Here is a 20011-nt window from a genome sequence, read left to right on the forward strand (position 1 = left end):
GGCCAGGTGCCGCTCTTTTGCTATCGCAAACTGAGGGATGAATTCGCTAGCTTTGCGGCACCCTGACCCCTTTATCGAGATAGAGGCTGCTGTAGTTGGCCCTGTGGGTGACAAACATCACCTGATGGCGGCTGCCGTCGGAGAGGATAATAAAATCCCCCGCCTGAGCGGGGCTCTGCAAAGAGACCTCCTGCTCGGGGGCGGTCAGGCGATCGACATCTTCCTTGAAGGTGAGGGTGTAAGAGTACATATGGCGCTCCACTGCTGGCTCATATCAAACACTCCGTTGAAGGTAGTTGCTGGCATGGGCGCGCGCGGCGCCCGATTGGCGCTGTTAGACCAAATATCAGCGATGAGAACGTGCGTGGCTTCAGTCGGGTTGTTCTGCTGAGGTGCGCTTGAGGCGTTTACATCAAGGCCATTGGTATCAAAAGATGGTAAAGGGGCGAAAGGGGGATGAAAAAACCGCCTATTGGCGGTTTTTCTTATGCGGTGGGCCCTACTTCAGGGCCTTCTTCAGCTTCTTGATCTTGCCTTCATGCTTGGCAATTTTCTCAAGACGAGCGGCGATCTTCTTCTTGATCTCTTTCTTGCTTGCTTTGGCCATCGGTGGCGCTCCTTTGCAGTGGGGACACATCAAGTGTCAGTGTGGGTCTTCCCTTTGACGTCCCAGAGTGCCACAGGGCTCCTGTGTGAACCAGCATTCTGTTGCTTTAATAGCCAGTTCGCTATAACTGCAAGGGGCTGAGCCAGCGCAGCAGTTGCTGGCCAACCTGCGGGTTGGCGAGCAGGGCCATATGGCTGGTGCGATAGACAATCAGGGTATGGGCAGGAAGAAAAGCCAGCTGATGGCGCGCTTCGTTGTGCTGACCGAGGGCACTGCGTAGCGGCACCAGTCCATCGCCAATCAGCCGGTCGGCCAGCAGGCTGCGCTTGGCGGCAGTGGTCGCGGCGATGGCATAACAGTTGACGCTGCAGGGTAAGGGGAGTGGAACGCGGGGATCGCGCAAGGGCACGGCGGGGTCGGGTTGGGCCACTTCGTCGATCACCTTGCCGTGGCGCAGATCCTTGATGCCTGCACTGCGCAGCCGCGCCAGTCTGACGAAGGGTTCGCTGTAGGCGGTAGCGGGCAACAACTGTTCCAGCCAGTGACCTGCATGTTCGAGCGGTGCGCCGTGGTGTGGTGTGCCGAGAAATATCAGGTTGGCAAGGTGCGCAGGCCAGGTGAGCCCGGCCACGCCGGCATGGTGGCAGGCGCTGCGTGCAACCAGTCCCCCCATGCTATAGCCCATTATCGTTATCTCTTTGAGCTCTCCCGGCCAGTGGGCGAGCAACTGCTCCAGCAACAGAGCAAGTTGCTGCCCGTTTTGTGCGATGGGCAGGCCCGAGTTGTAGCGCAGGTAAAGAGGCTGATAGCCAAGCGCGTTGGCAAGTTGCTCTCCGTGATTGACCGGCTTGCCTTGATGCTCGGTCTGCCACTGCAGATCGTTCATGCAGAGGCCATGGATCATCAGCAGCACCCGTCCCTCGCGGGGTAGATCCTTTGGCATCGCTTGCCAATCGAGGGGCTTGCCCTGATAGCGCAGTGTCATGGGGGTGGCGAGGGCATTGTGGTGCTCGACCAGCTTGTCCCCCAACATGCCGTTGAGCGTGGCGATCAGGGCTGCACGTTTCGGGGTTTCGGGGATCTGGTGGGGCGGCGGTGTGGCTGGCAGGCTGCTGAGTAGTTGGTTGATACCGCTGCTTAGGGTGTTGGCGGTGCCATGTACCCCCTTGTAGACCAGCCCGGTGATCCCGGCTGTTTTTCCCTCATCCCGTCCCTTGAGCCCCATACCGCTCAGTACCGCCTGATGTACCGCTTCGGTGATCTCTACCGCGGCGGGCAGCGCCAGAGTCAGCAGGTGCGCCAGCTCGCGGATATCCGAAAGATGCCAGGAAGAGGATGGCAATGGGTCTGTGGCGTCGGTCATGGCAAGCCCTTGTGAAAGCGGGTGTCTCGTTGTCGTGTCGCGAAGAGCGCAACGTATCTCTATATCAAACCAGCTTGCGCCCTTTGTGGCGGGTTTACCAGTAACGGGCCATGCATGGCGGGGCTGATAAGAACCGCTTGCGAAGCCGGTCACGGTAATGACAGGGAAAATCACCTCTACTTCGTCATATGAAGCCACATGGAGAAGTGATGATGTCGCTGTTTGATGAGGTGCGGGTACAGGATTTGTGTGCACGGTTGCTCGATAGCCAGAACGGAAAGGGCTGCTCCCTTGAGAGTCGGCATGGCCGCGAGTTGAAGGATCTGTTGCAGGCAGTGGCGGGGATCAAGCCGGTTGGCCGAGGTGCTCATTATGCGTTGACCGACGCGGGGCGGACTTATCTGACCGGACAACTGGCACGGGCAGAGCACCCCGAACCGGACAAGGGTGAGCTGCTGCAACGTTTGGGAGTGAGTTTGCCTGCACGGCTCAATCAGGCCTGCTTTTATGCCCTCTGGCATGGGGACAGCAAGCATTCGCGATCAGCATCCCTTGCAGCGCCAATGCTTGCGGACTTGACGCTCACGCAAGATGAGGTGATCCGCATCCGCACCCTCGAGCCGCTCTCACTGGTCGATCGGCAGGGTCAGCAGCACGATATGACGGCAATGATGGCACTGCTGGAGGAATTGGCGTTGCCGGAGCGGACTCTGGGCACGCTGGCGGCCATCGGCTGGCAAGGGGAGCGGGTTATTACGGTGGAGAATAAGGGGGCCTTCGTCGACTACCCGCTGCAACCCGGGCAACTGCTGCTCTTTGCCCCCGGTCGCAATACCACCCTGGCCAAACAGCTGATCCCGCTGCTGCCTGCGGGCGTGCAGTGGGCCCATTTCGGTGATCTCGATCAACGGGGTATCGATATTGCCATCGAGCTGGCGCGCGAGCTAAATCGACCGGCCATGCTCTGGCTTCCCTGTGAGCTGCAGCCTTATCTGGAGCACTATGCCCGTCCGGTACGCACCTTTGCGGCGGGCAGTGGCAAGGTGCCCTGGCGTGTGACGACGCAGGCTGATCAGGTCGATGGTCATGGCACGCTGGCAGGCGTTCCCTGGCTCGATAAACTGATCACAGACGGGACTTGGCTGGAGCAGGAGGTATTGATTCTGGCCCCTCACTGGCGGAGCTGGTCATTGGAAGAGATGGGCAATCAGGTGTGAAACGGGGAGCCCGGGCTCCCCGTCATTTGTGGTCTGCTGCTTACTTGGCGTTGATGGGCCCCTTGGTGCCGGCATCATTATCGACCCAGCCATCTTCACCCTTGATGCGGCGATCCCCCTGAATGGTGTAGATGACCATGCCATCCTTGAACACCAGCGCGCCATCGGATTTCTTGGCATTGACCTTCTTGTCGTTGACCCACACCTGATCCTTGCCATCGATGCGGATATTGGCCACGGTGGCGCCGGTTTGGGGGAAGGTGGCGATCCAGTTGCCCGCATAGGGGCTGGCGCTGGTTGCCGCGGCCGGAGCATTGCCAACACCGGCAGCCGCGTTCTCAGCCTTGGTTTTGTTGATATCGCAGCCATTGAGCTCGCTCACCTGAGTGCAGCCCGAGCGCTCCAGCTTCTGCTCATAGCTCAGATTCAGACCGCCCTCCGCGGCCGGGGCGGCCGTGCCAAATCCCGCCTTGGCATTTTCCGCTTTGGTTTTGTGAATGTCACAGCCCTGCGCCTCGGTGACCTGGGTGCAGCCGGATCGCTCCAGTTGCTCGGCATATTTGGCACTGATGGCGTGGGCAGGGGCGATCCCGAGCAGGGTCAGGGTGATGAGCAGAGCAGCATTCCTGGACATAGATAATCCCTCAAAGATGTAAGTCATGCAGGTTCATCCGCGCAGTTGCGGCAGTGAACGTCGGCCTCTTCTGAGCATCCGAGACAGATGCGCAGCTGGCGTATTCACGTTAGCACCTTGGGCCAACCGCGCCCAGCGATGTGGCCGGAAGATAAGGCGAGAGGTGATACGGGCGGGGAGCGAAGGGGAGACGGGATAGCAGCAGTGTCAACGCTGGAGAGATCCTTCCAAGAGAAAAGGTGTTGCGGGCATTATCATAATGATAACGACAGCCCAGCTGATATCATTTCAGCCCCTGAAACTGACCTTTGATGATAATTCTCACCGATGCCGAGATATCGTCTCTGATTATTATCACCTTGCTATTTTTTGGCTTGGCTGATCCACTTACCTTTTTATTGAATAAACCGCTTAAATAGCCGCTGATTTTGTGGGTGGCATCACACACTTTCGCCATTTATTAATATCTGCCTGCATTTTATTGGTTTGGCACGGTTATTGATTGCCTCATATCGACGCTAACCGACGCGCTCACCCACAACCGGGATGCTGGTGACATCGTGAGTGAAAGGGGAGCTATCCATATCTCATCCAATGATTGGGGCGAACGATGAAAGCAGTTAACGAATTAATCAAAGAGATCAGAGCACTCAAATCCAACCTTCATGAAAAAGATTTTCTGCTGACCTGGGAGCAAACCCCTCAGGAGCTGGAGCTGGTATTGAAACTGGCCGAATCCCTCAAGACACTGCGCGCCGAAAATATCTGCACCAAACTGTTTAACAGCGGGCTCGGTATCTCGGTTTTCCGCGATAACTCCACCCGAACCCGCTTCTCTTACGCCTCTGCCCTGAACCTGCTCGGTCTGGCCCAGCAGGATCTGGATGAGGGCAAATCCCAGATCGCCCACGGCGAGACCGTCCGTGAAACCGCCAATATGATCTCGTTTTGCGCCGATGCCATCGGGATCCGCGATGACATGTATCTGGGCGCCGGTAACGCCTACATGCGCGAGGTGGGCGCCGCACTGGATGAAGGGTTCGAGAAGGGAGTGCTGCCCCAGCGTCCGGCGCTGGTCAACCTGCAGTGCGACATTGATCACCCGACCCAGTCCATGGCTGATCTCGCCTGGTTGCAGGAGCACTTCGGCAGCCTGGATAGCCTCAAGGGCAAGAAGATTGCGATGACCTGGGCTTACTCCCCGAGCTACGGCAAGCCGCTCTCCGTGCCGCAGGGCATCATCGGCTTGATGACCCGTTTCGGTATGGACGTGACCCTGGCCCATCCGGAAGGGTATGACCTGATCCCGGACGTGATCGAAGTAGCCAAAGAGAATGCCAAGGCATCTGGCGGCAGCTTCCGTCAGGTCACCTCCATGGAAGAGGCGTTCAAGGATGCCGATATCGTCTATCCCAAGTCCTGGGCTCCCTACAAGGTGATGGAGCAGCGCACCGAGTTGCTGCGTGCCAATGACCACGCCGGCCTCAAGGAGCTGGAGAAACATTGCCTTGAGCAGAACGCCAAGCACAAGGATTGGCACTGCACCGAGGAGATGATGAAGCTCACCAAGGGGGGCGAGGCGCTCTATATGCACTGCCTGCCGGCCGATATTTCCGGCGTCTCCTGCAAAGAGGGCGAAGTAACCGAAGGGGTATTCGAGAAATACCGTATCGCCACTTACAAAGAGGCGAGCTGGAAGCCCTATATTATTGCCGCCATGATCATGGCCCGTAAATTCTCCGCCCCGGCAGAAACCCTGGAAAATCTGATTAAAGAGGCGCAAAAGCGGGTGAAATAAATAACGGCAGGGCAGGATGAATATTCATCCTGCCCGCGCTGTCGAACACATTATTTCGAGTTTTCTCCCCGTGGTATCTGAATAACGGTTCTCCCGGCGAGGCAGCTCTTTGTCAGGTAACGCCTAGTGAGGTAAGCATGTCCCAATTTTCGCTGAAGATGGATATTGCCGATAACCGCTTTTTTACCGCCGAGCCATCTCCGCTGTTTTCCCGTGTTGAAGCACAAAAGGCTCGCGCTTTTCATAAAAAACTGGCCGGTTATGAGCCGACCCCATTGTGCGACCTGAAAGATCTGGCCGCCTATATCGGGGTGAAAAATATATTGGTCAAGGACGAGTCAAAACGCTTTGGCCTCAACGCCTTCAAGATGCTGGGTGGCGTCTACGCCATCGCCAACCTGCTCTGTGAAAAGTACGGTGTGGCCATCGAGGATTTCTCATTCGATCTCATCAAACGCACCATCAAGGAGCCGATGACTTTCGCCACCACCACAGATGGCAACCACGGTCGTGGCGTTGCCTGGGCCGCCAAGCAGGTGGGTCAGCATGCGGTGGTCTACATGCCCAAGGGCTCGGCCCGGGAGCGGGTGGACCACATTCTCAATCTCGGTGCCGAGTGCATCGTCACCGACATGAACTACGACGACACCGTGCGCCTGACCATGAAGATGGCCGAAGAGCGCGGCTGGCACATAGTGCAGGACACCGCCTGGGAGGGTTACACCAAGATCCCGACCTGGATCATGCAGGGTTACTCCACTCTGGCCGATGAAGCGGTCGAGCAGATGCAGGCCATGGGCATCAAGCAGCCCACTCACGTGCTGCTGCAGGCCGGGGTCGGGGCGCTGGCGGGCGGGGTGCTCGGTTATCTGGTGGACTGCTTCGGGGCGAAAAACCTGCACAGTATCGTGGTCGAGCCGGATCAGGCCGACTGCATCTACCGCTCCGGCGTGGCGGGGGAGATGGTCAACGTGGGGGGCGATATGCGCACCATCATGGCCGGTCTCGCCTGTGGCGAACCCAACCCCCTCGGTTGGCCATTGCTCAGAAGCTGCACCACCCAGTTTATCTCCTGCCACGACAAGGTGTCGGCGCTGGGCATGCGGGTGCTGGGCAACCCCCTTGGCAATGATCCGCGCATCATCTCCGGCGAATCCGGCTCGGTCGGCACCGGCGTGCTGGCGGCGGTGCGTCACCACCCGGACCGCGCGGCGCTGATGGCTCGCCTCGGGCTGGATAGCAACTCGGTCGTGCTGATCATCAACACCGAAGGGGACACCGATGTGACCCACTACCGGGAAGTGGTGTGGGAAGGCAAACATCCTGCCTGCGACTAACTCTCCCGCCAGAGCAGAGACACGAATTGAAGCATTGATCGCGCCTCGCCAACGGGGCGCGGTAACGGGCACAGGGCGCTGCCGACGAACAGGCCGCGTACTCTCAGTTGTTATGGAGAATCACAATGAGCAAGCAAATTCCGTTTGAAATGGTGTTGGAGAAGGCCTACCAGTACAAGGCCGAGATGAGTCAGTTCCTGCGCGACATGATCGCCATCCCGAGCGAGAGCTGCGATGAAGAGCGCGTCGTGCTGCGCATCAAACAGGAGATGGAGAAGGTTGGTTTTGACAAGGTCGAGATTGACCCCATGGGCAACGTGCTGGGCTATATCGGCCACGGCCCGCACCTGATTGCCATGGATGCCCACATCGATACCGTGGGGGTCGGTAATCGCGCCAACTGGACCTTCGACCCCTATGAGGGGATGGAAGATCACGAGATCATCGGTGGCCGCGGCGCATCTGACCAAGAAGGCGGCATGGCCTCCATGGTCTATGCGGGCAAGATCATCAAGGATCTGGGGTTGGAAGATCAGTACACCCTGCTGGTGACCGGTACCGTGCAGGAGGAGGATTGCGATGGTCTCTGCTGGCAGTACATCATCGAGCAGAGCAAGATCCGCCCCGAGTTCGTGGTCAGTACCGAACCTACCGACTGCCAGATCTACCGTGGCCAGCGTGGCCGCATGGAGATCCGCATCGATGTGCAGGGGGTCAGCTGCCACGGCTCCGCACCGGAGCGCGGTGACAACGCCATCTTCAAGATGGGCCCCATCCTTGGCGAGCTGCAGGAGCTGAGCCACAACCTCGGCAATGACGACTTCCTCGGCAAGGGCACCCTGACCGTCTCCGAGATCTTCTTCACCTCCCCAAGCCGCTGCGCCGTGGCAGACAGCTGCGCCGTCTCCATCGACCGCCGCCTCACCTGGGGCGAAACCTGGCAAGGGGCGCTCGACGAGATCCGCGCCCTCCCTGCGGTGAAAGCCGCCGGTGCCGAGGTCTCCATGTACCAGTACGATCGTCCGGCCTACACAGGTCTGGTCTACCCGACCGAGTGCTATTTCCCGACCTGGAAGGTGGAAGAGGATCACATCACCGTCAAAACCCTCTCCAAGGCTTATCGCGAGCTGTTCAACAAGGAGCCGGTGGTGGACAAGTGGACCTTCTCGACCAACGGTGTCTCCATCATGGGTCGCCACGGTATTCCGGTCATCGGTTTTGGCCCGGGTAAAGAGCCGGAAGCCCACGCCCCGAACGAGAAGACCTGGAAAGAGCATCTGGTCAAGTGCGCCGCCATGTACGCCGTGATCCCCATGCTCTATCTGGCCGAGCTGGACAAGTAAGGGGTCTGCCGGGTGGTGACTGCCATGGCCGCCCGGCTGTCGCAAGTGTGGCAAGTGCCCCGTCTCCATTGAGGCGGGGCTTTGCTGTTTGAAATGATGTTCGAGGTGGTGGGGATGAAACGGCTGATCAAAAACGGTGTGCTGGTCGATGCACAGGGTGAATATCGTCAGGATCTGCTGATAGAGAACGGGGTGATCCGCGCCCGTGCCGCCGATATCGAGCCCGATGGCGAAACCGAGGTGATCGATGCCAGCGGCTGCTATGTGATGCCGGGTGGCATCGACGTCCACACCCACTTCAACATCGATGTGGGGATTGCCCGCAGTTGCGATGACTTTTTCAGCGGTACCCGTGCCGCCGCCTGTGGTGGCACCACCACTATCGTCGATCACATGGGATTTGGCCCGGCGGGATGCAATCTGCATCACCAGCTGGCCCGCTATCACGACTATGCCGCCGATCAGGCGGTGATCGACTACAGCTTTCACGGCGTTGTCCAGCATGTGGATGACGCCATCCTCCACGAGATGGCCGCCATGGTGCAGGAGGAGGGGATCAGCAGCTTCAAGCTCTATCTCACCTACCAGTACAAGCTGGGGGACCATGACGTGCTGCGTGCCCTGGCCCGCCTCAAGGAGGTGGGGGCGCTTGCCACCGTCCATCCCGAGAACGATACCGCCATCGCGGTGCGCCGTGCGGCCCTGCTCGCCGCCGGTCACCATGAGCCCTGGTATCACCCGCAGAGCCGCCCGCTGGAGTGCGAGGCGGAGGCCATCGCCCGGATGATCAATCTGGCGGGGCTCGCTGGCAATGCGCCGCTCTATATCGTCCACCTCTCCAATGGCTTGGGGCTGGAGTATCTGAAACTGGCGCGCCGTCAGGGCCAGCCGGTCTGGGTGGAGACCTGCCCGCAATATCTGCTGCTCGATGAGCAGTGTTATTACAAGGAGAACGGGGTCGACTTCCTGCTGAGCCCGCCGCTGCGGGGGCGCAGCGAGCAGGACAAGCTGTGGGTCGGTATCGCTGCGGGTGACATCGACACGGTGGCGACCGATCACTGCAACTTCTCCCACGCCCAGCGCATGACCCTCTCGGGCGGCGATTTCAGCCGCTGCCCCAACGGCTTGCCCGGGGTCGAGAACCGGATGTTGCTGCTGTTTGCCCACGGGGTGCTGGGGGGGCGCATCTCACCGTCGCGCTTCGTGGCGCTCACCAGCACCAATCCGGCGCGCCTTTTTGGCCTCTGGCCGCGCAAGGGCAACCTGCAATTTGGGTCTGACGCCGATCTGGTGGTGATGGATCCCCGTGGCGAGACCCTGATCCGTCACGCCGCCCTGCACGACAACGGTGACTACAGCCCCTACGAGGGGATGCGCTGTCCTGGTCAGATCAGAATGACCCTGAGCCGCGGCGAGATTGTGGCGCGCGACGGCGAGTTTACCGGACAACGGGGGCATGGCCGCTTTCTGGCCAGAGCACCCTTTGATCCACTGCTGGGCGAAGCGGTCAGAGAACAGCAATCAGCACAGCAATAGACAGAACAACAGAGTCGGTATGACACCGGCCCACCCTTATCATCGGAGAGCACAAGATGAAACAGCGTATCGTACTGGCCCTGGGGGGCAACGCTTTGGGCAACAACCTGCCCGAGCAGATGAAGGCGGTGCAGAGCACGGCGGGCACCATTGCCGACCTGATCGCCCAGGGGCATGAGGTGGTGGTGACCCACGGCAACGGCCCGCAGGTAGGGATGATCCAGCAGGCGTTCGAGGTGGCGGCCCGCCACGACCCCAAGGCGCCCCATCTGCCCATGTCGGTCTGCGTGGCCCTGAGTCAGGGTTATATCGGTTATGACCTGCAAAACGCCCTGCGCGAGGCACTGCTTGAACGCGGCATCCACAAGCCGGTCGCCACCTTGGTGACCCAGGTTGAGGTGGATAAAAACGATCCCGCCTTCCTTGACCCGAGCAAACCCATCGGCGGCTTCTTCAGCAAGGAGGAGGCCGAAGCATTGATGGCCAGGGGCGAGCGGCTCAAAGAGGATGCCGGTCGCGGCTATCGCCGGGTGGTGGCATCCCCCAAACCCGTCGATATCATCGAGAAAGAGACCGTCTCTGCCATGCTGGCTGCCGGTCAGGTGGTGATCACCGTCGGTGGCGGCGGCATTCCGGTTCTGCGGGAGGGCAATCACCTGCGCGGTGCCAGTGCGGTGATCGACAAGGATTGGGCCAGTGCCAAGCTGGCGGAGCTTATCGATGCCGACATGCTGATCATCCTTACCGCAGTAGAGAAAGTGGCCATCAACTTCGGCAAACCCGATGTGCAGTGGCTCGATCAGCTGAGCGTCGCTGATGCCAACAGCTTTATTGCTCAGGGGCAGTTTGCCAAGGGATCCATGCTGCCCAAGGTGGAGGCGGCGCTCTCGTTCGCGACCTCCATGCCGGGGCGCAAATCCCTGATCACCTTGCTGGAGAAGGCCGCCGACGGCATTGCCGGCAAGACGGGAACCCTTATCAGCCGCTAGGCGTTCCAGCTCGGGTTTAGTGTGATTGCGGGGGCCGTCGGCCCCCTTGTTCATTTTGGGGCAGTCATGGTCAGCGGAGGATGAGCGGCGTAAGATGGCCGCCTTCAAGCGCGGGCAAGACGCCGAGAGCAGACCCGGCGCAATGAGTGACAAGAGGTGAGTAACAAACAAATGAGCGGAAGGATCAATATGGCGGCGCTGGGGGGGCTTGTTCTGCTCACCGCCATCTGGAGTTACAGCTGGATCGTGATGAAGCAGGTGATGCTTTACGCGGGGGCCTTCGAGTTCACCGCCCTGCGCTGCTTGTGTGGATCTCTGGTTCTGCTGCTGGTATTGGCCCTGCGCGGGCGCCGTTATCTCAAACCCACCCCGTTTCGCTATACCCTCGCCATCGCCCTGTTCCAGACCTGCGGCATGGTGGGGTTGGCCCAGTGGGCCCTGATCAGCGGCGGGGCGGGCAAGGTGGCTATTCTGAGCTACACCATGCCGTTCTGGGTGGTGATCTTCGCAGCACTCTTTCTCGGCGAGAGGATGCGTAAACTCCACTATCTGGCGGTCGGGGTGGCCGCATGCGGCCTGCTGCTGGTGATCCAGCCCTGGCAGCTGCACCTCGATTCCATGAAGAGTGCGCTGCTGGGGATTGCCTCCGGCATCTGCTGGGGGATCAGCGCCATCATCGCCAAGCGGATGTATGCCCGCCATCCCGCGGTGGATCTGATGTCCCTCACCACCTGGCAGATGATCTACGCCACCATGGTGATGGCAGTGGTGGCGGCTCTGGTGCCGGAGCGACCCATCGACTGGCAGCCCTATGTGTTTGGTGCGCTCGCCTACAGCGCCATCTTCGCCACGGCACTGGCCTGGAGCCTCTGGTTGTTCGTGCTGAAAAAGCTGCCTGCCGGGATCGCCAGCCTCAGTACTCTGGCGGTGCCGGTGAGCGGCGTGCTGCTCTCCTGGTGGCTGCTCGGCGAAAATCCGGGGCCGGTGGAGGGGAGCGGCATCGTCCTTATCGTGCTGGCGCTTCTTGTCATCAGTCGCAAGGGCAAGCGTTCCGTGGTGTCAGTGGCGGGGGAAACCCGTATCAAGCACGGTTGAGTGGTGGCTGGGCTGCCAGTGGCACGATAAACAGCACTCAAAAGAGCCCGCGACAGGGGACCAGCCCCTCGTTACAATGGCGTGGTCTGACTGTGCTGGAGCACAGGTATCTGATTTATTGTGATTATTTCAACGAACCTAACGGCAAGGATGAGACCGTATGATGACGCTGGTGTGGTTGGCTGTAGGCCTGGTGTGTCTGGTTGTGGGGGCCGAATCTCTGGTGCGGGGCGCATCTCGCCTCGCCACCATGATGGGGATATCGCCACTGGTGGTGGGATTGACCATAGTGGCCTTTGGGACCAGTGCTCCCGAGCTGGCGGTGAGCATCCAGTCTGGCCTCGAGGGGCAGGCAGGGATAGCGGTGGGGAACGTGGTCGGCAGCAATATCTTCAACGTGCTGTTTATTTTAGGTATTTCGGCACTGATCGTACCGTTGACCGTCTCACAGCAACTGGTACGTCTCGACGTTCCCTTGATGATAGTGGTCTCTTTTCTGGTGTTGTTGCTGGGCTACGATGGCCGTATTGCGCCACTGGAAGGGGTGCTGCTGTTTGCCGGCATCATCGCCTACACCGGGTTTCTGTTTGTCCAGAGTCGACGGGAAAACAAAGCGGTGCAGGCGGAGTACGAGCAGGAGTTTGGTACCCGTGAAGCGAGTACGGCGGGCAACTGGTTGCGCAATCTGCTCTTTATTGCCGCAGGTCTGGGTCTGCTGATCCTCGGCTCCCGCCTGCTGGTTGGCAGTGCAGTGGAGATTGCCCACTACTTCGGGGTGAGCGATCTGATCATCGGCTTGACCATAGTGGCGGCCGGTACCTCCTTGCCCGAAGTGGTGACCTCCATCGTCGCAGCCCTGCGCGGGGAGCGGGATATCGCTGTGGGGAACGTGGTGGGCAGCAATATCTTCAATATCCTCTGCGTGCTGGGGCTCACCTCCATCGTCACTCCCGGTGGGCTTGAAGTGTCGGCCACCGCCCTTCAGTTCGATATTCCGGTAATGATTGCGGTGGCGCTTGCCTGCCTGCCCATCTTCTTTACCGGTTACACCATCGCCCGCTGGGAAGGGGCGCTGTTTCTGGCCTACTACATCGGCTACACCTGCTGGCTGATCCTCCACGCTACATCCAGTCCGCTGCAAGGTCAGTTCAGCGCAGCGCTAACCGGTTTTGTATTGCCGCTCACCGCCATCACTCTGGTTGTGCTGGCGGTGCGAGCCTGGCGATTGCAACGAACCCGGTCGTGATGCAGGTTCTCCTGATGTAAAGGTGCTGCATCAACCGACAGGCCGAAAAAAGCCCCACCATCATGGTGGGGCTTTTGCTTGGTGAGGGGGACGCGAAGCGCCGTCATCGGCGCCGGGCCAGATGCATCATGGCTTCCAGCACGGCACCGCCGATGGCGCGAGCCTTGTCCGATACCGTAGTGGCATCGGCCCGCTCGCCTCTGGGATCGATGTCACCGATCTTGAAGCCGACGGTGACCTCGATGCCATCGCTGAGCAGACCTCGCACCATGCCGGAGAGCGGCGCGATAATAGGGGCGTCACCCACATGGGCGATCACATCCCCCTCCTGCACCAGATCACCGAGCTTGATAATGCTCTTCATCACGCCGGGGGCGGGGGCGCGCACCACCCGGCGGGCGGAGTGCCCCTCGATCACCCCGGGAATGCCGGTATTGGGCTGGGCGGGGCCCTGATAGATGACACGGCCCAGATGATGGCCGCGGTTGGTCTCGATCACCGCATCACAGTCGCGTCCCGCCTCAAATCCCGGGCCAAGGGCCACCGTAATGGGGGCCATCTCCTTGTGGGTGCCGAGATTCTGCTTGGCGAGGATGGCATCTACCAGATAGCGGGGCTTGAGCTCGGCGAGGGTGGTGCAGTCGGGGTCAACCAGCAGCGGAATGATGCCCCGATCCAGCTGCTCGAACACCTGTTCGACGCTCTCAACCCGCTGGGCGCGCACTCCCTCGACACTGGTTTCGCCGTCGAACATCCCCTGGGCGAAGGCGACGGTGCGGCGGATCACCGTGGGTTTGTCGAGATCCAGCATCACCACTTTGAAGCCCGCATTGTGCAGCCGCAACGCGACGCCGGTGGCGATATCGCCGGAGCCGCGCATCACCACCAGTTGATCCCGCTTAAGGCGCACGTCATCCTGCATCAGCCCACCCGATTTGCCGTTTTTCACTTGAAGCAGCTCGGCGAGGATGCTGATGGCGATCTCCTCGGGGGTTTCGGCACCTATGTTGTAGCCGATGGGGGCGTGCAGCTGCCGCAGTTGTTCCTGGCTCACCCCTTGCTGGCGCAGGGCCTGGGTGAAGGTCTGTACCTTTCGCTTGCTGGCGAGCAGCCCCAGATAGGCGAGGGGACGGCTTATCAGCCGCTCCAGCGCCTCCTTGTCCTGATGGTTGGTGGCGATGATGACGAAGTTGGCGGGCTCGATGGCCAGCGCCTCGATCACCGCGCTGATGGTATCGGCCTGTTTGAGGTGAGTGCCGCTGGGGAAGTGATCGGGATTGAGGCTCCCTTCAAAGCAGTCGCCCACATGGATATCAAAACCCAGCGGTGCGGCGGCATGGGCCAGCGCCCGGTTGACGTGACCGGCACCGATCAGTACCAGCCGTGGGCGCAGGCCATAGACATCGATATAGACCGACATGGCGCCGCCACAGTCCGACCCGACCGCATGTTCGCCGTTGCGCGCCATCCGGCCGTGGAAGATGCGCGGCTTGCGCTCGACAATGGCGGCCATCGCTTCCTCGATCACCAGCCGCTCGATCATGCCGCCGCCGATGGTGCCGAGGATCTGGCCATCGGCCATAACCAGCATCTGGGCCTGATGACGGGGGGTGGAGCCACGGCTCTCGATGATCTGCGCCATGGCAAAGGGAGTGTTCTCCTGTTCCAGTCGGGCTGCGTGTGCAAACAGATTCATAAGGTACCTCTTCTTATCCTTAAACCATCATGGGCGAGGCGGCAGTGCCTCATCCTGAGCGAAGTAACCGAGTGCGAGGCGAATGGGCTGTGGTTCGCGAACCGCCCCCTGCCAGATGGCATGGATCTCGGGGTGGCGGCTATGCAGCTTTATCAATTCATCGAGCCACGACGCCTCATTTTGATAATCCCCATTGATAAACCAGATCCGGCGTGCCCTGGCCGGGGTGCCCTTGAACAGCCCCTCGGGGTGGGAGAGCAGCTGGTGAAACAGAACCCAGTCGAGGGGGTCACCGGCCTCTATCCCGCACATGGCCTGAAGCTCTGCCCAGCGGTGGATCTGCTGCGGGTCGGCCTTGGCCCCCACCATGGCGCCGCCCGTCAGGGCGATCACCCAATCACTGTGCTGGGGAATGCAAGGTTCGTGCAAAGCGGGCACTTTCAATAACTTGTGATGGGCGCCATCCGCTTCGACCAGGATGAGATCGAAGCGCTGCTGTCCTTTGAGCAGGTCGATTTGGCGCAGATCCGGCCCTGCAACCTTGCCGGTGCGCTCGTCGAGATGGCTGAACAGGGCGACCAGGGTCGGGCCATTCGGCAGCGCCTGACAGCGGGTAAGTTGACGAACGGGATCCGTCTCGATAATCAATTCCCGATAGTGTGACGGGGCTGGCAGAAACATCCGGGTGGTGGTGGTAATTAGCACCCTTTTACCCTGCTTATAAAAATATTCCGCCAGCCAGAACAAGGTGCTGGTTTTTCCGCCAGCACCACAAAGGCTAATTAGCGTGGTATGGTTGTCACTATTTTCAAGCAGTGGATTTAAAAGCGAACCAATATTCGGAAACGCGTGAATAACAGAGTGTGGCAAGGACATGGCAATGACCGAAATAAATAGCGAGGTGAATGAAAAGGTGCAGGCTCGGGGGCGTGAACAGTGTGACTGTATAATTACCGCAGCAGGTTTGTCATCCCGCATGGGGGCATGGAAAATGATGCTACCTTATGGCTCGGGGACAATTCTTGATGCAAGTCTCAAAAATGCCCTGGCCTTCTGCTCCCGGATTATTTTGGTCGTGGGTCATCGCGGGGCCGAACTCGCTGCCTGTTATGGGAATCGCCCCGACATCCTCATCGTCCATAACCCTGACTATGAGTTGGGGCTGGGCAGTTCCATCCGCTGCGCTCTGGCGGCCAGCAATGCTGACTACCTCTTTATCAGCCACGGGGATCTGCCTTGTATCCCGTGCGAGGTCTATCAGCAGTTGTGGCAGGCGCGCGGAGAGCTCGCCCTGTTCCCGATCTTTGAGGGGGAGGCGGGTCATCCGGTGTTGCTGCCAAAATCCATCGCAAGGGAGCTGGCTGCCGCGCCGGCACAGGGTTCGGTGCGACGCTGGTTGCTGCAACGCCCACACCGAAGCATACCGGTCGAGAGTCCTGCCATCCTCTTTGATATCGATACCCCCGAGCGCTATCAGGCGTTGATCCGCGGCGAACTGGAGCTGCGTTCTGCCGACGAGCTTACGACCGAGCAGGGCTGAGTCGCATCGTTGGGACCCAAGCCCCTTTGCGTGCAATGGCAGCCAGCGGGGCGGTAACGCCGAGTCATCTCGCAGCCTTTGGATAAACCGAAATAACGACGACTGCCTTTTATATGGCTGTGACTTTTAAGCCAGCCCCGGCCATATTGGCCGGGGCTGGCTTGCGATAATGCTGGATGATTTTCACCCTATCAAAGTGATATTTATCGCTGCCGATTTGATATTTTTCATTTTTCTCTGGCATTGCCTTGAATAAAATTTCAAGTGAGTGAGAACCACTCTCATTAATCATAATGGCGACATGCCAAACCGCCTTCATTAATTCGAGCCATCTCACGCTTTTACCCTAAAAAATAGTTTTTCCGATGGAGTGGCCTGATAGTTGCTCCTCTCCTTGCCAAGGGGTAATGCCCGTGCGGGATACCCCATTTATTCATGCTGCCAATGGGCAGAACAGCTGCAAGGAGATAGCCATGGGCGATATTATGCGACCCGTTCCCTTCAAGAACCTGCTGACCCGTATTTTTGCGGAATATAAAGAGAGTCAGAGCATTTTCGGTATTCCCGCCGCACAATTTTATCGCAAGCAGGACGAGCGCAAGATCAAGGTGTTCGGTGAAACCTGTGAGACCCCCATTGGCCCGGCAGCCGGCCCTCATACACAGTTGGCCCAGAACATCGTCACCTCCTGGCTGACCGGCGGGCGCTTTATCGAGCTCAAGACGGTGCAGATCCTGGACCGTCTCGAACTGGAAAAGCCCTGCATCGATGCAGAAGACGAGTGTTTCAACACCGAGTGGTCTACCGAGTTCACCCTGCCCAAGGCGTTTGACGAGTATCTGAAGGCTTGGTTTGCCCTCTATCTGCTGGAGGAGGTGTTCGACCCGCGCCTCGACGGAGAGGCCAAGTCCTTTATCTTCAACATGAGCGTGGGTTACAACCTCGATGGCATCAAACAGCCACCGATGCAGCAGTTCATCCACAGCCTGATGGATGCCAGCAGCAATCCGAAATTTGCCGAGTACCAGCAGGTGGTACGTGACCTCGTGGCCGACGAGCAGTTTATCGCCGAGCTGGGACTGGGGGCGCGCCGCGCTCGCCTGCAACAGCTGGTGGATCGTATCCCGGCCAATCTGGTGCACGGCGTCACCCTCTCCACCATGCACGGCTGCCCGCCCAACGAGATTGAGGCCATCTGCCGCTACATGCTGGAAGAGAAGGGGCTCAACACCTTCGTCAAACTCAACCCGACCCTGCTGGGCTACCCGCGGGTGCGCGAGATCCTCGATACCTGCGGCTTTGATTACATTGGTCTGAGCGAAGAGTCATTCGATCACGACCTCAAGCTGGATCAGGCCAAAGCCATGCTGACTCGCTTGATGGCGCTGGGGGCCGAGAAGGGGCTCACCTTCGGGGTGAAACTCACCAATACCCTTGGCACCATCAACCGCAAAGGGGCACTGCCCGGCGATGAGATGTATATGTCCGGCCGGGCGCTGTTCCCGCTCTCCATCAACGTGGCCGCCGTGCTGTCCCGTGCCTTCGAGGGCAAGCTGCCCATCTCCTACTCGGGCGGTGCCAGCAAGTTCAATATCGCGGAGATCTTCGAGACCGGTATCCGTCCCATCACCATGGCCACCGACCTGCTGAAACCGGGCGGCTACCTGCGCCAGATCGAGTGCCTCAAAGAGATCGACGCTTCTGACTGCTGGGGCATGAGTCAGGTGGACGTGGCCAAGCTGGAGGCGCTTGCCGCCAAGGCGCTCACCATGGATTACACCCAGAAGGAGTGGAAGTCCGAGGATCGGATCGAAGTGGGTGGTGGCCTGCCGCTGACCGACTGCTACGTGGCGCCCTGCGTCACCGCCTGCGCCGTGCATCAGGATATCCCCGAGTACATTCGTCTGATGGGCGAGGGAGAGTATGTGGCAGCCCTTGAGCTGATTTATCAGCGCAACGCCTTGCCTGCCATCACCAGCCACATCTGCGATCACCAGTGCCAGTACAACTGCACCCGTCTCGACTACGACAGCGCGCTCAATATCCGCGAGCTGAAAAAAGTGGCGCTGGAGCGCGGCTGGGAAGGGTACAAGGCGCGCTGGCACAAACCGGCCGGCAGTGGTGACAAGCATCCGGTGGCGGTCATTGGCGCCGGCCCGGCCGGTCTCTCCGCCGGTTACTTCCTGGCCCGTGCCGGCCACCCGGTCACCGTGTTCGAGCGCGAAGCGGATGCCGGTGGTGTGGTCAAGCACATCATCCCCGAATTCCGCATTCCGGCCGAACTTATCCAGCATGACATCGACTTTGTTGCCGCCCACGGGGTCAAGTTCGAGTTTGGCTGCGATCCGGCGCTCACCGTCGATAAGCTGCATGCCCAGGGCTTTACCTATGTATTCGTCGGTATCGGCGCTGACAAGAACGGTGGCATGCGCCTCGAGGGGGGTCACGAGCGGATTTACAAATCCTTCCACTTCCTGCGCAGCTTCAATCAGGGCAAACCGCTGCCGCTGGGCCGCCATGTGGCGGTGATCGGTGCCGGCAACACCGCCATGGACTGCGCCCGCGCGGCTCTTAAAGTGCCCGGTGTCAGCGATGTGACCGTTATCTACCGTCGCAGCGAAAAAGAGATGCCCGCCTATCGCGAGGAGTATCTGGAAGCGGTGGAGGATGGGGTGCGTTTCTGCTTCCTCACCAATCCGGAGCGTTTTGAGAAAGATGGCAAGCTCACCGTGCGGATGATGGCGCTGGGGGATCCTGACGAGCAGGGCCGCCGCCGTCCGGTGCCCACCGAGCAGACCGAAGTGATGCAGATGGATGCCCTGATCACCGCCATCGGCGAGCAGCCTGACTGCGAGGTGCTCAAAGCCATGGGCATTCCCCTTGGCAGCGATGGCTGGCCCGAGGTGGATGGCCAGACCGGCGAAACCAGCCGTCGCAACGTATTCCTCATCGGTGACGTGCAGAGCGGCCCGTCCTCCATCGTCGGTGCCATCGGTGGTGCCCGCCGCGCCGCGGATCTTGTGCTCTCTCGCGAGCATATCGCCAGCCAGCAGAGCGAAGTGACCATCCAGCCGTCGGGCAAGGATGAGATCTACCGCCGCAAAGGGAGCATCGCCGTCACCATGGTTGACAAGAACGAGCGTGATGCCTTCGTGGCGCAAGAGGCGCACCGTTGCCTCGAGTGCAACTACCTCTGTAGCAAGTGCGTGGATGTCTGCCCCAACCGGGCCAACGTCGCCATCGCGGTGCCGGGCTTCAAGGATCAGTTCCAGACCCTGCACCTGGATGCCTACTGCAACGAATGTGGCAACTGCGCCCAGTTCTGCCCGTGGCAGGGCAAGCCCTATCAGGACAAGGTCACCATCTTCAGCCTGCCCGAGGACTTCGACAACAGCCGCAACCCCGGTTTCTATCTGGCGGATGGTGGCGAACTGCGGGTGCGTCAGGATGGCGAGACCTATCGCCTGACCATAGACGCCCAGAGCCGGATCAAGGATGCGCCAGCGGCCCTTGGCGATATGTGCCGCATCATCAGCCATGTCCATGCTCATCACCACTACCTGCTGGGGGCCGTCGAGGCCTGAGCGAACCACGAATAAGCGAAGGAGCA

The 20011-nt window shown here is 59.8% G+C and carries 16 protein-coding genes; 10 read left to right on the forward strand and 6 right to left on the reverse strand.

Going from position 1 to position 20011, the window contains the following annotated elements; genetic code table 11:
• Positions 1-46: 46 nt before the first annotated feature.
• The gene (locus G5179_RS01320; protein WP_236302473.1) at positions 47-250 is read right to left on the reverse strand and encodes a hypothetical protein; all 204 of its coding nucleotides are present in this window, start codon (positions 248-250) and stop codon (positions 47-49) included.
• A 478-nt stretch (positions 251-728) separates the two neighbouring features.
• On the reverse strand, positions 729-1970 hold the full coding sequence (locus G5179_RS01325) for an esterase/lipase family protein (RefSeq protein WP_421257712.1): 1242 nt from the start codon (positions 1968-1970) through the stop codon (positions 729-731).
• A gap of 212 nt (positions 1971-2182) precedes the next feature.
• Here G5179_RS01325 and G5179_RS01330 point away from each other — a divergent pair, with 212 nt between their 5' ends.
• On the forward strand, positions 2183-3187 hold the full coding sequence (locus tag G5179_RS01330; protein ID WP_421257762.1) for a Wadjet anti-phage system protein JetD domain-containing protein: 1005 nt from the start codon (positions 2183-2185) through the stop codon (positions 3185-3187).
• A gap of 40 nt (positions 3188-3227) precedes the next feature.
• Here G5179_RS01330 and G5179_RS01335 read toward each other — a convergent pair whose 3' ends face one another.
• Positions 3228-3821, reverse strand: a complete 594-nt coding sequence (locus G5179_RS01335) for a hypothetical protein (protein ID WP_042055951.1) — start codon at positions 3819-3821, stop codon at positions 3228-3230.
• 610 nt (positions 3822-4431) lie between these two features.
• Here G5179_RS01335 and ygeW point away from each other — a divergent pair.
• The 7 genes from ygeW (at position 4432) to G5179_RS01370 (ending at position 13165) form a co-directional block, all read left to right on the forward strand.
• On the forward strand, positions 4432-5619 hold the full coding sequence (ygeW, locus tag G5179_RS01340; protein WP_005352275.1) for a knotted carbamoyltransferase YgeW: 1188 nt from the start codon (positions 4432-4434) through the stop codon (positions 5617-5619).
• 137 nt (positions 5620-5756) lie between these two features.
• Positions 5757-6956, forward strand: coding sequence for a diaminopropionate ammonia-lyase (gene dpaL / locus G5179_RS01345; RefSeq protein WP_236341661.1), 1200 nt, complete (start codon positions 5757-5759; stop codon positions 6954-6956).
• A gap of 125 nt (positions 6957-7081) precedes the next feature.
• Positions 7082-8299: a YgeY family selenium metabolism-linked hydrolase gene (locus G5179_RS01350; protein ID WP_421257713.1), complete on the forward strand. Its 1218-nt coding sequence runs from the start codon at positions 7082-7084 to the stop codon at positions 8297-8299.
• Positions 8300-8413: 114 nt separating this feature from the next.
• Entirely contained in the window at positions 8414-9835 is a 1422-nt protein-coding gene (hydA, locus tag G5179_RS01355) for a dihydropyrimidinase (protein WP_421257714.1), read from the forward strand.
• A 56-nt stretch (positions 9836-9891) separates the two neighbouring features.
• On the forward strand, positions 9892-10824 hold the full coding sequence (gene arcC / locus G5179_RS01360) for a carbamate kinase (RefSeq protein WP_203976308.1): 933 nt from the start codon (positions 9892-9894) through the stop codon (positions 10822-10824).
• Positions 10825-10995: 171 nt separating this feature from the next.
• Positions 10996-11919 carry a DMT family transporter gene (locus G5179_RS01365; RefSeq protein ID WP_421257763.1) on the forward strand — a complete coding sequence of 308 codons (924 nt, stop codon included), beginning with the start codon at positions 10996-10998 and terminating at the stop codon, positions 11917-11919.
• 160 nt (positions 11920-12079) lie between these two features.
• Entirely contained in the window at positions 12080-13165 is a 1086-nt protein-coding gene (locus G5179_RS01370; RefSeq protein ID WP_421257715.1) for a calcium/sodium antiporter, read from the forward strand.
• A 103-nt stretch (positions 13166-13268) separates the two neighbouring features.
• Here G5179_RS01370 and yqeB read toward each other — a convergent pair whose 3' ends face one another.
• Together yqeB and yqeC are read right to left on the reverse strand one after the other, a co-directional pair.
• Complete coding sequence (yqeB, locus tag G5179_RS01375) at positions 13269-14861, reverse strand: selenium-dependent molybdenum cofactor biosynthesis protein YqeB (protein WP_421257716.1); 1593 nt, start codon at positions 14859-14861, stop codon at positions 13269-13271.
• Between the two features lie 27 nt (positions 14862-14888).
• A complete protein-coding gene (gene yqeC, locus G5179_RS01380; protein ID WP_421257717.1) occupies positions 14889-15737 on the reverse strand; it encodes a selenium cofactor biosynthesis protein YqeC in 849 nt (282 codons plus the stop codon).
• Between the two features lie 4 nt (positions 15738-15741).
• Here yqeC and mocA point away from each other — a divergent pair, with 4 nt between their 5' ends.
• Positions 15742-16401 carry a molybdenum cofactor cytidylyltransferase gene (gene mocA / locus G5179_RS01385; RefSeq protein ID WP_421257764.1) on the forward strand — a complete coding sequence of 220 codons (660 nt, stop codon included), beginning with the start codon at positions 15742-15744 and terminating at the stop codon, positions 16399-16401.
• Between the two features lie 109 nt (positions 16402-16510).
• Here the strand turns inward: mocA and G5179_RS01390 are convergent, their stop codons facing one another.
• Complete coding sequence (locus tag G5179_RS01390) at positions 16511-16738, reverse strand: hypothetical protein (RefSeq protein ID WP_201959437.1); 228 nt, start codon at positions 16736-16738, stop codon at positions 16511-16513.
• Between the two features lie 136 nt (positions 16739-16874).
• Here G5179_RS01390 and ygfK point away from each other — a divergent pair, with 136 nt between their 5' ends.
• Entirely contained in the window at positions 16875-19985 is a 3111-nt protein-coding gene (ygfK, locus tag G5179_RS01395) for a putative selenate reductase subunit YgfK (RefSeq protein ID WP_421257718.1), read from the forward strand.
• The last annotated feature ends 26 nt before the right edge of the window (positions 19986-20011 follow it).

Source organism: Aeromonas sp. 600886 (assembly GCF_049174935.1).
GTDB lineage: Bacteria > Pseudomonadota > Gammaproteobacteria > Enterobacterales > Aeromonadaceae > Aeromonas > Aeromonas veronii_A.

What these genes read in the sequence shown, in the direction of transcription:
- G5179_RS01350 (WP_421257713.1), top strand. Translation starts at nt 7,082, where the DNA reads ATGAGCAAGCAAATTCCGTTTGAAATGGTGTTGGAGAAGGCCTACCAG.
- yqeC (WP_421257717.1), bottom strand. Translation starts at nt 15,737, where the DNA reads ATGTCCTTGCCACACTCTGTTATTCACGCGTTTCCGAATATTGGTTCG.
- dpaL (WP_236341661.1), top strand. Translation starts at nt 5,757, where the DNA reads ATGTCCCAATTTTCGCTGAAGATGGATATTGCCGATAACCGCTTTTTT.
- G5179_RS01325 (WP_421257712.1), bottom strand. Translation starts at nt 1,970, where the DNA reads ATGACCGACGCCACAGACCCATTGCCATCCTCTTCCTGGCATCTTTCG.
- ygfK (WP_421257718.1), top strand. Translation starts at nt 16,875, where the DNA reads ATGGGCGATATTATGCGACCCGTTCCCTTCAAGAACCTGCTGACCCGT.
- mocA (WP_421257764.1), top strand. Translation starts at nt 15,742, where the DNA reads ATGACCGAAATAAATAGCGAGGTGAATGAAAAGGTGCAGGCTCGGGGG.
- G5179_RS01320 (WP_236302473.1), bottom strand. Translation starts at nt 250, where the DNA reads ATGTACTCTTACACCCTCACCTTCAAGGAAGATGTCGATCGCCTGACC.
- G5179_RS01330 (WP_421257762.1), top strand. Translation starts at nt 2,183, where the DNA reads ATGTCGCTGTTTGATGAGGTGCGGGTACAGGATTTGTGTGCACGGTTG.
- ygeW (WP_005352275.1), top strand. Translation starts at nt 4,432, where the DNA reads ATGAAAGCAGTTAACGAATTAATCAAAGAGATCAGAGCACTCAAATCC.
- hydA (WP_421257714.1), top strand. Translation starts at nt 8,414, where the DNA reads ATGAAACGGCTGATCAAAAACGGTGTGCTGGTCGATGCACAGGGTGAA.
- yqeB (WP_421257716.1), bottom strand. Translation starts at nt 14,861, where the DNA reads ATGAATCTGTTTGCACACGCAGCCCGACTGGAACAGGAGAACACTCCC.
- arcC (WP_203976308.1), top strand. Translation starts at nt 9,892, where the DNA reads ATGAAACAGCGTATCGTACTGGCCCTGGGGGGCAACGCTTTGGGCAAC.
- G5179_RS01365 (WP_421257763.1), top strand. Translation starts at nt 10,996, where the DNA reads ATGAGCGGAAGGATCAATATGGCGGCGCTGGGGGGGCTTGTTCTGCTC.
- G5179_RS01370 (WP_421257715.1), top strand. Translation starts at nt 12,080, where the DNA reads ATGATGACGCTGGTGTGGTTGGCTGTAGGCCTGGTGTGTCTGGTTGTG.
- G5179_RS01335 (WP_042055951.1), bottom strand. Translation starts at nt 3,821, where the DNA reads ATGTCCAGGAATGCTGCTCTGCTCATCACCCTGACCCTGCTCGGGATC.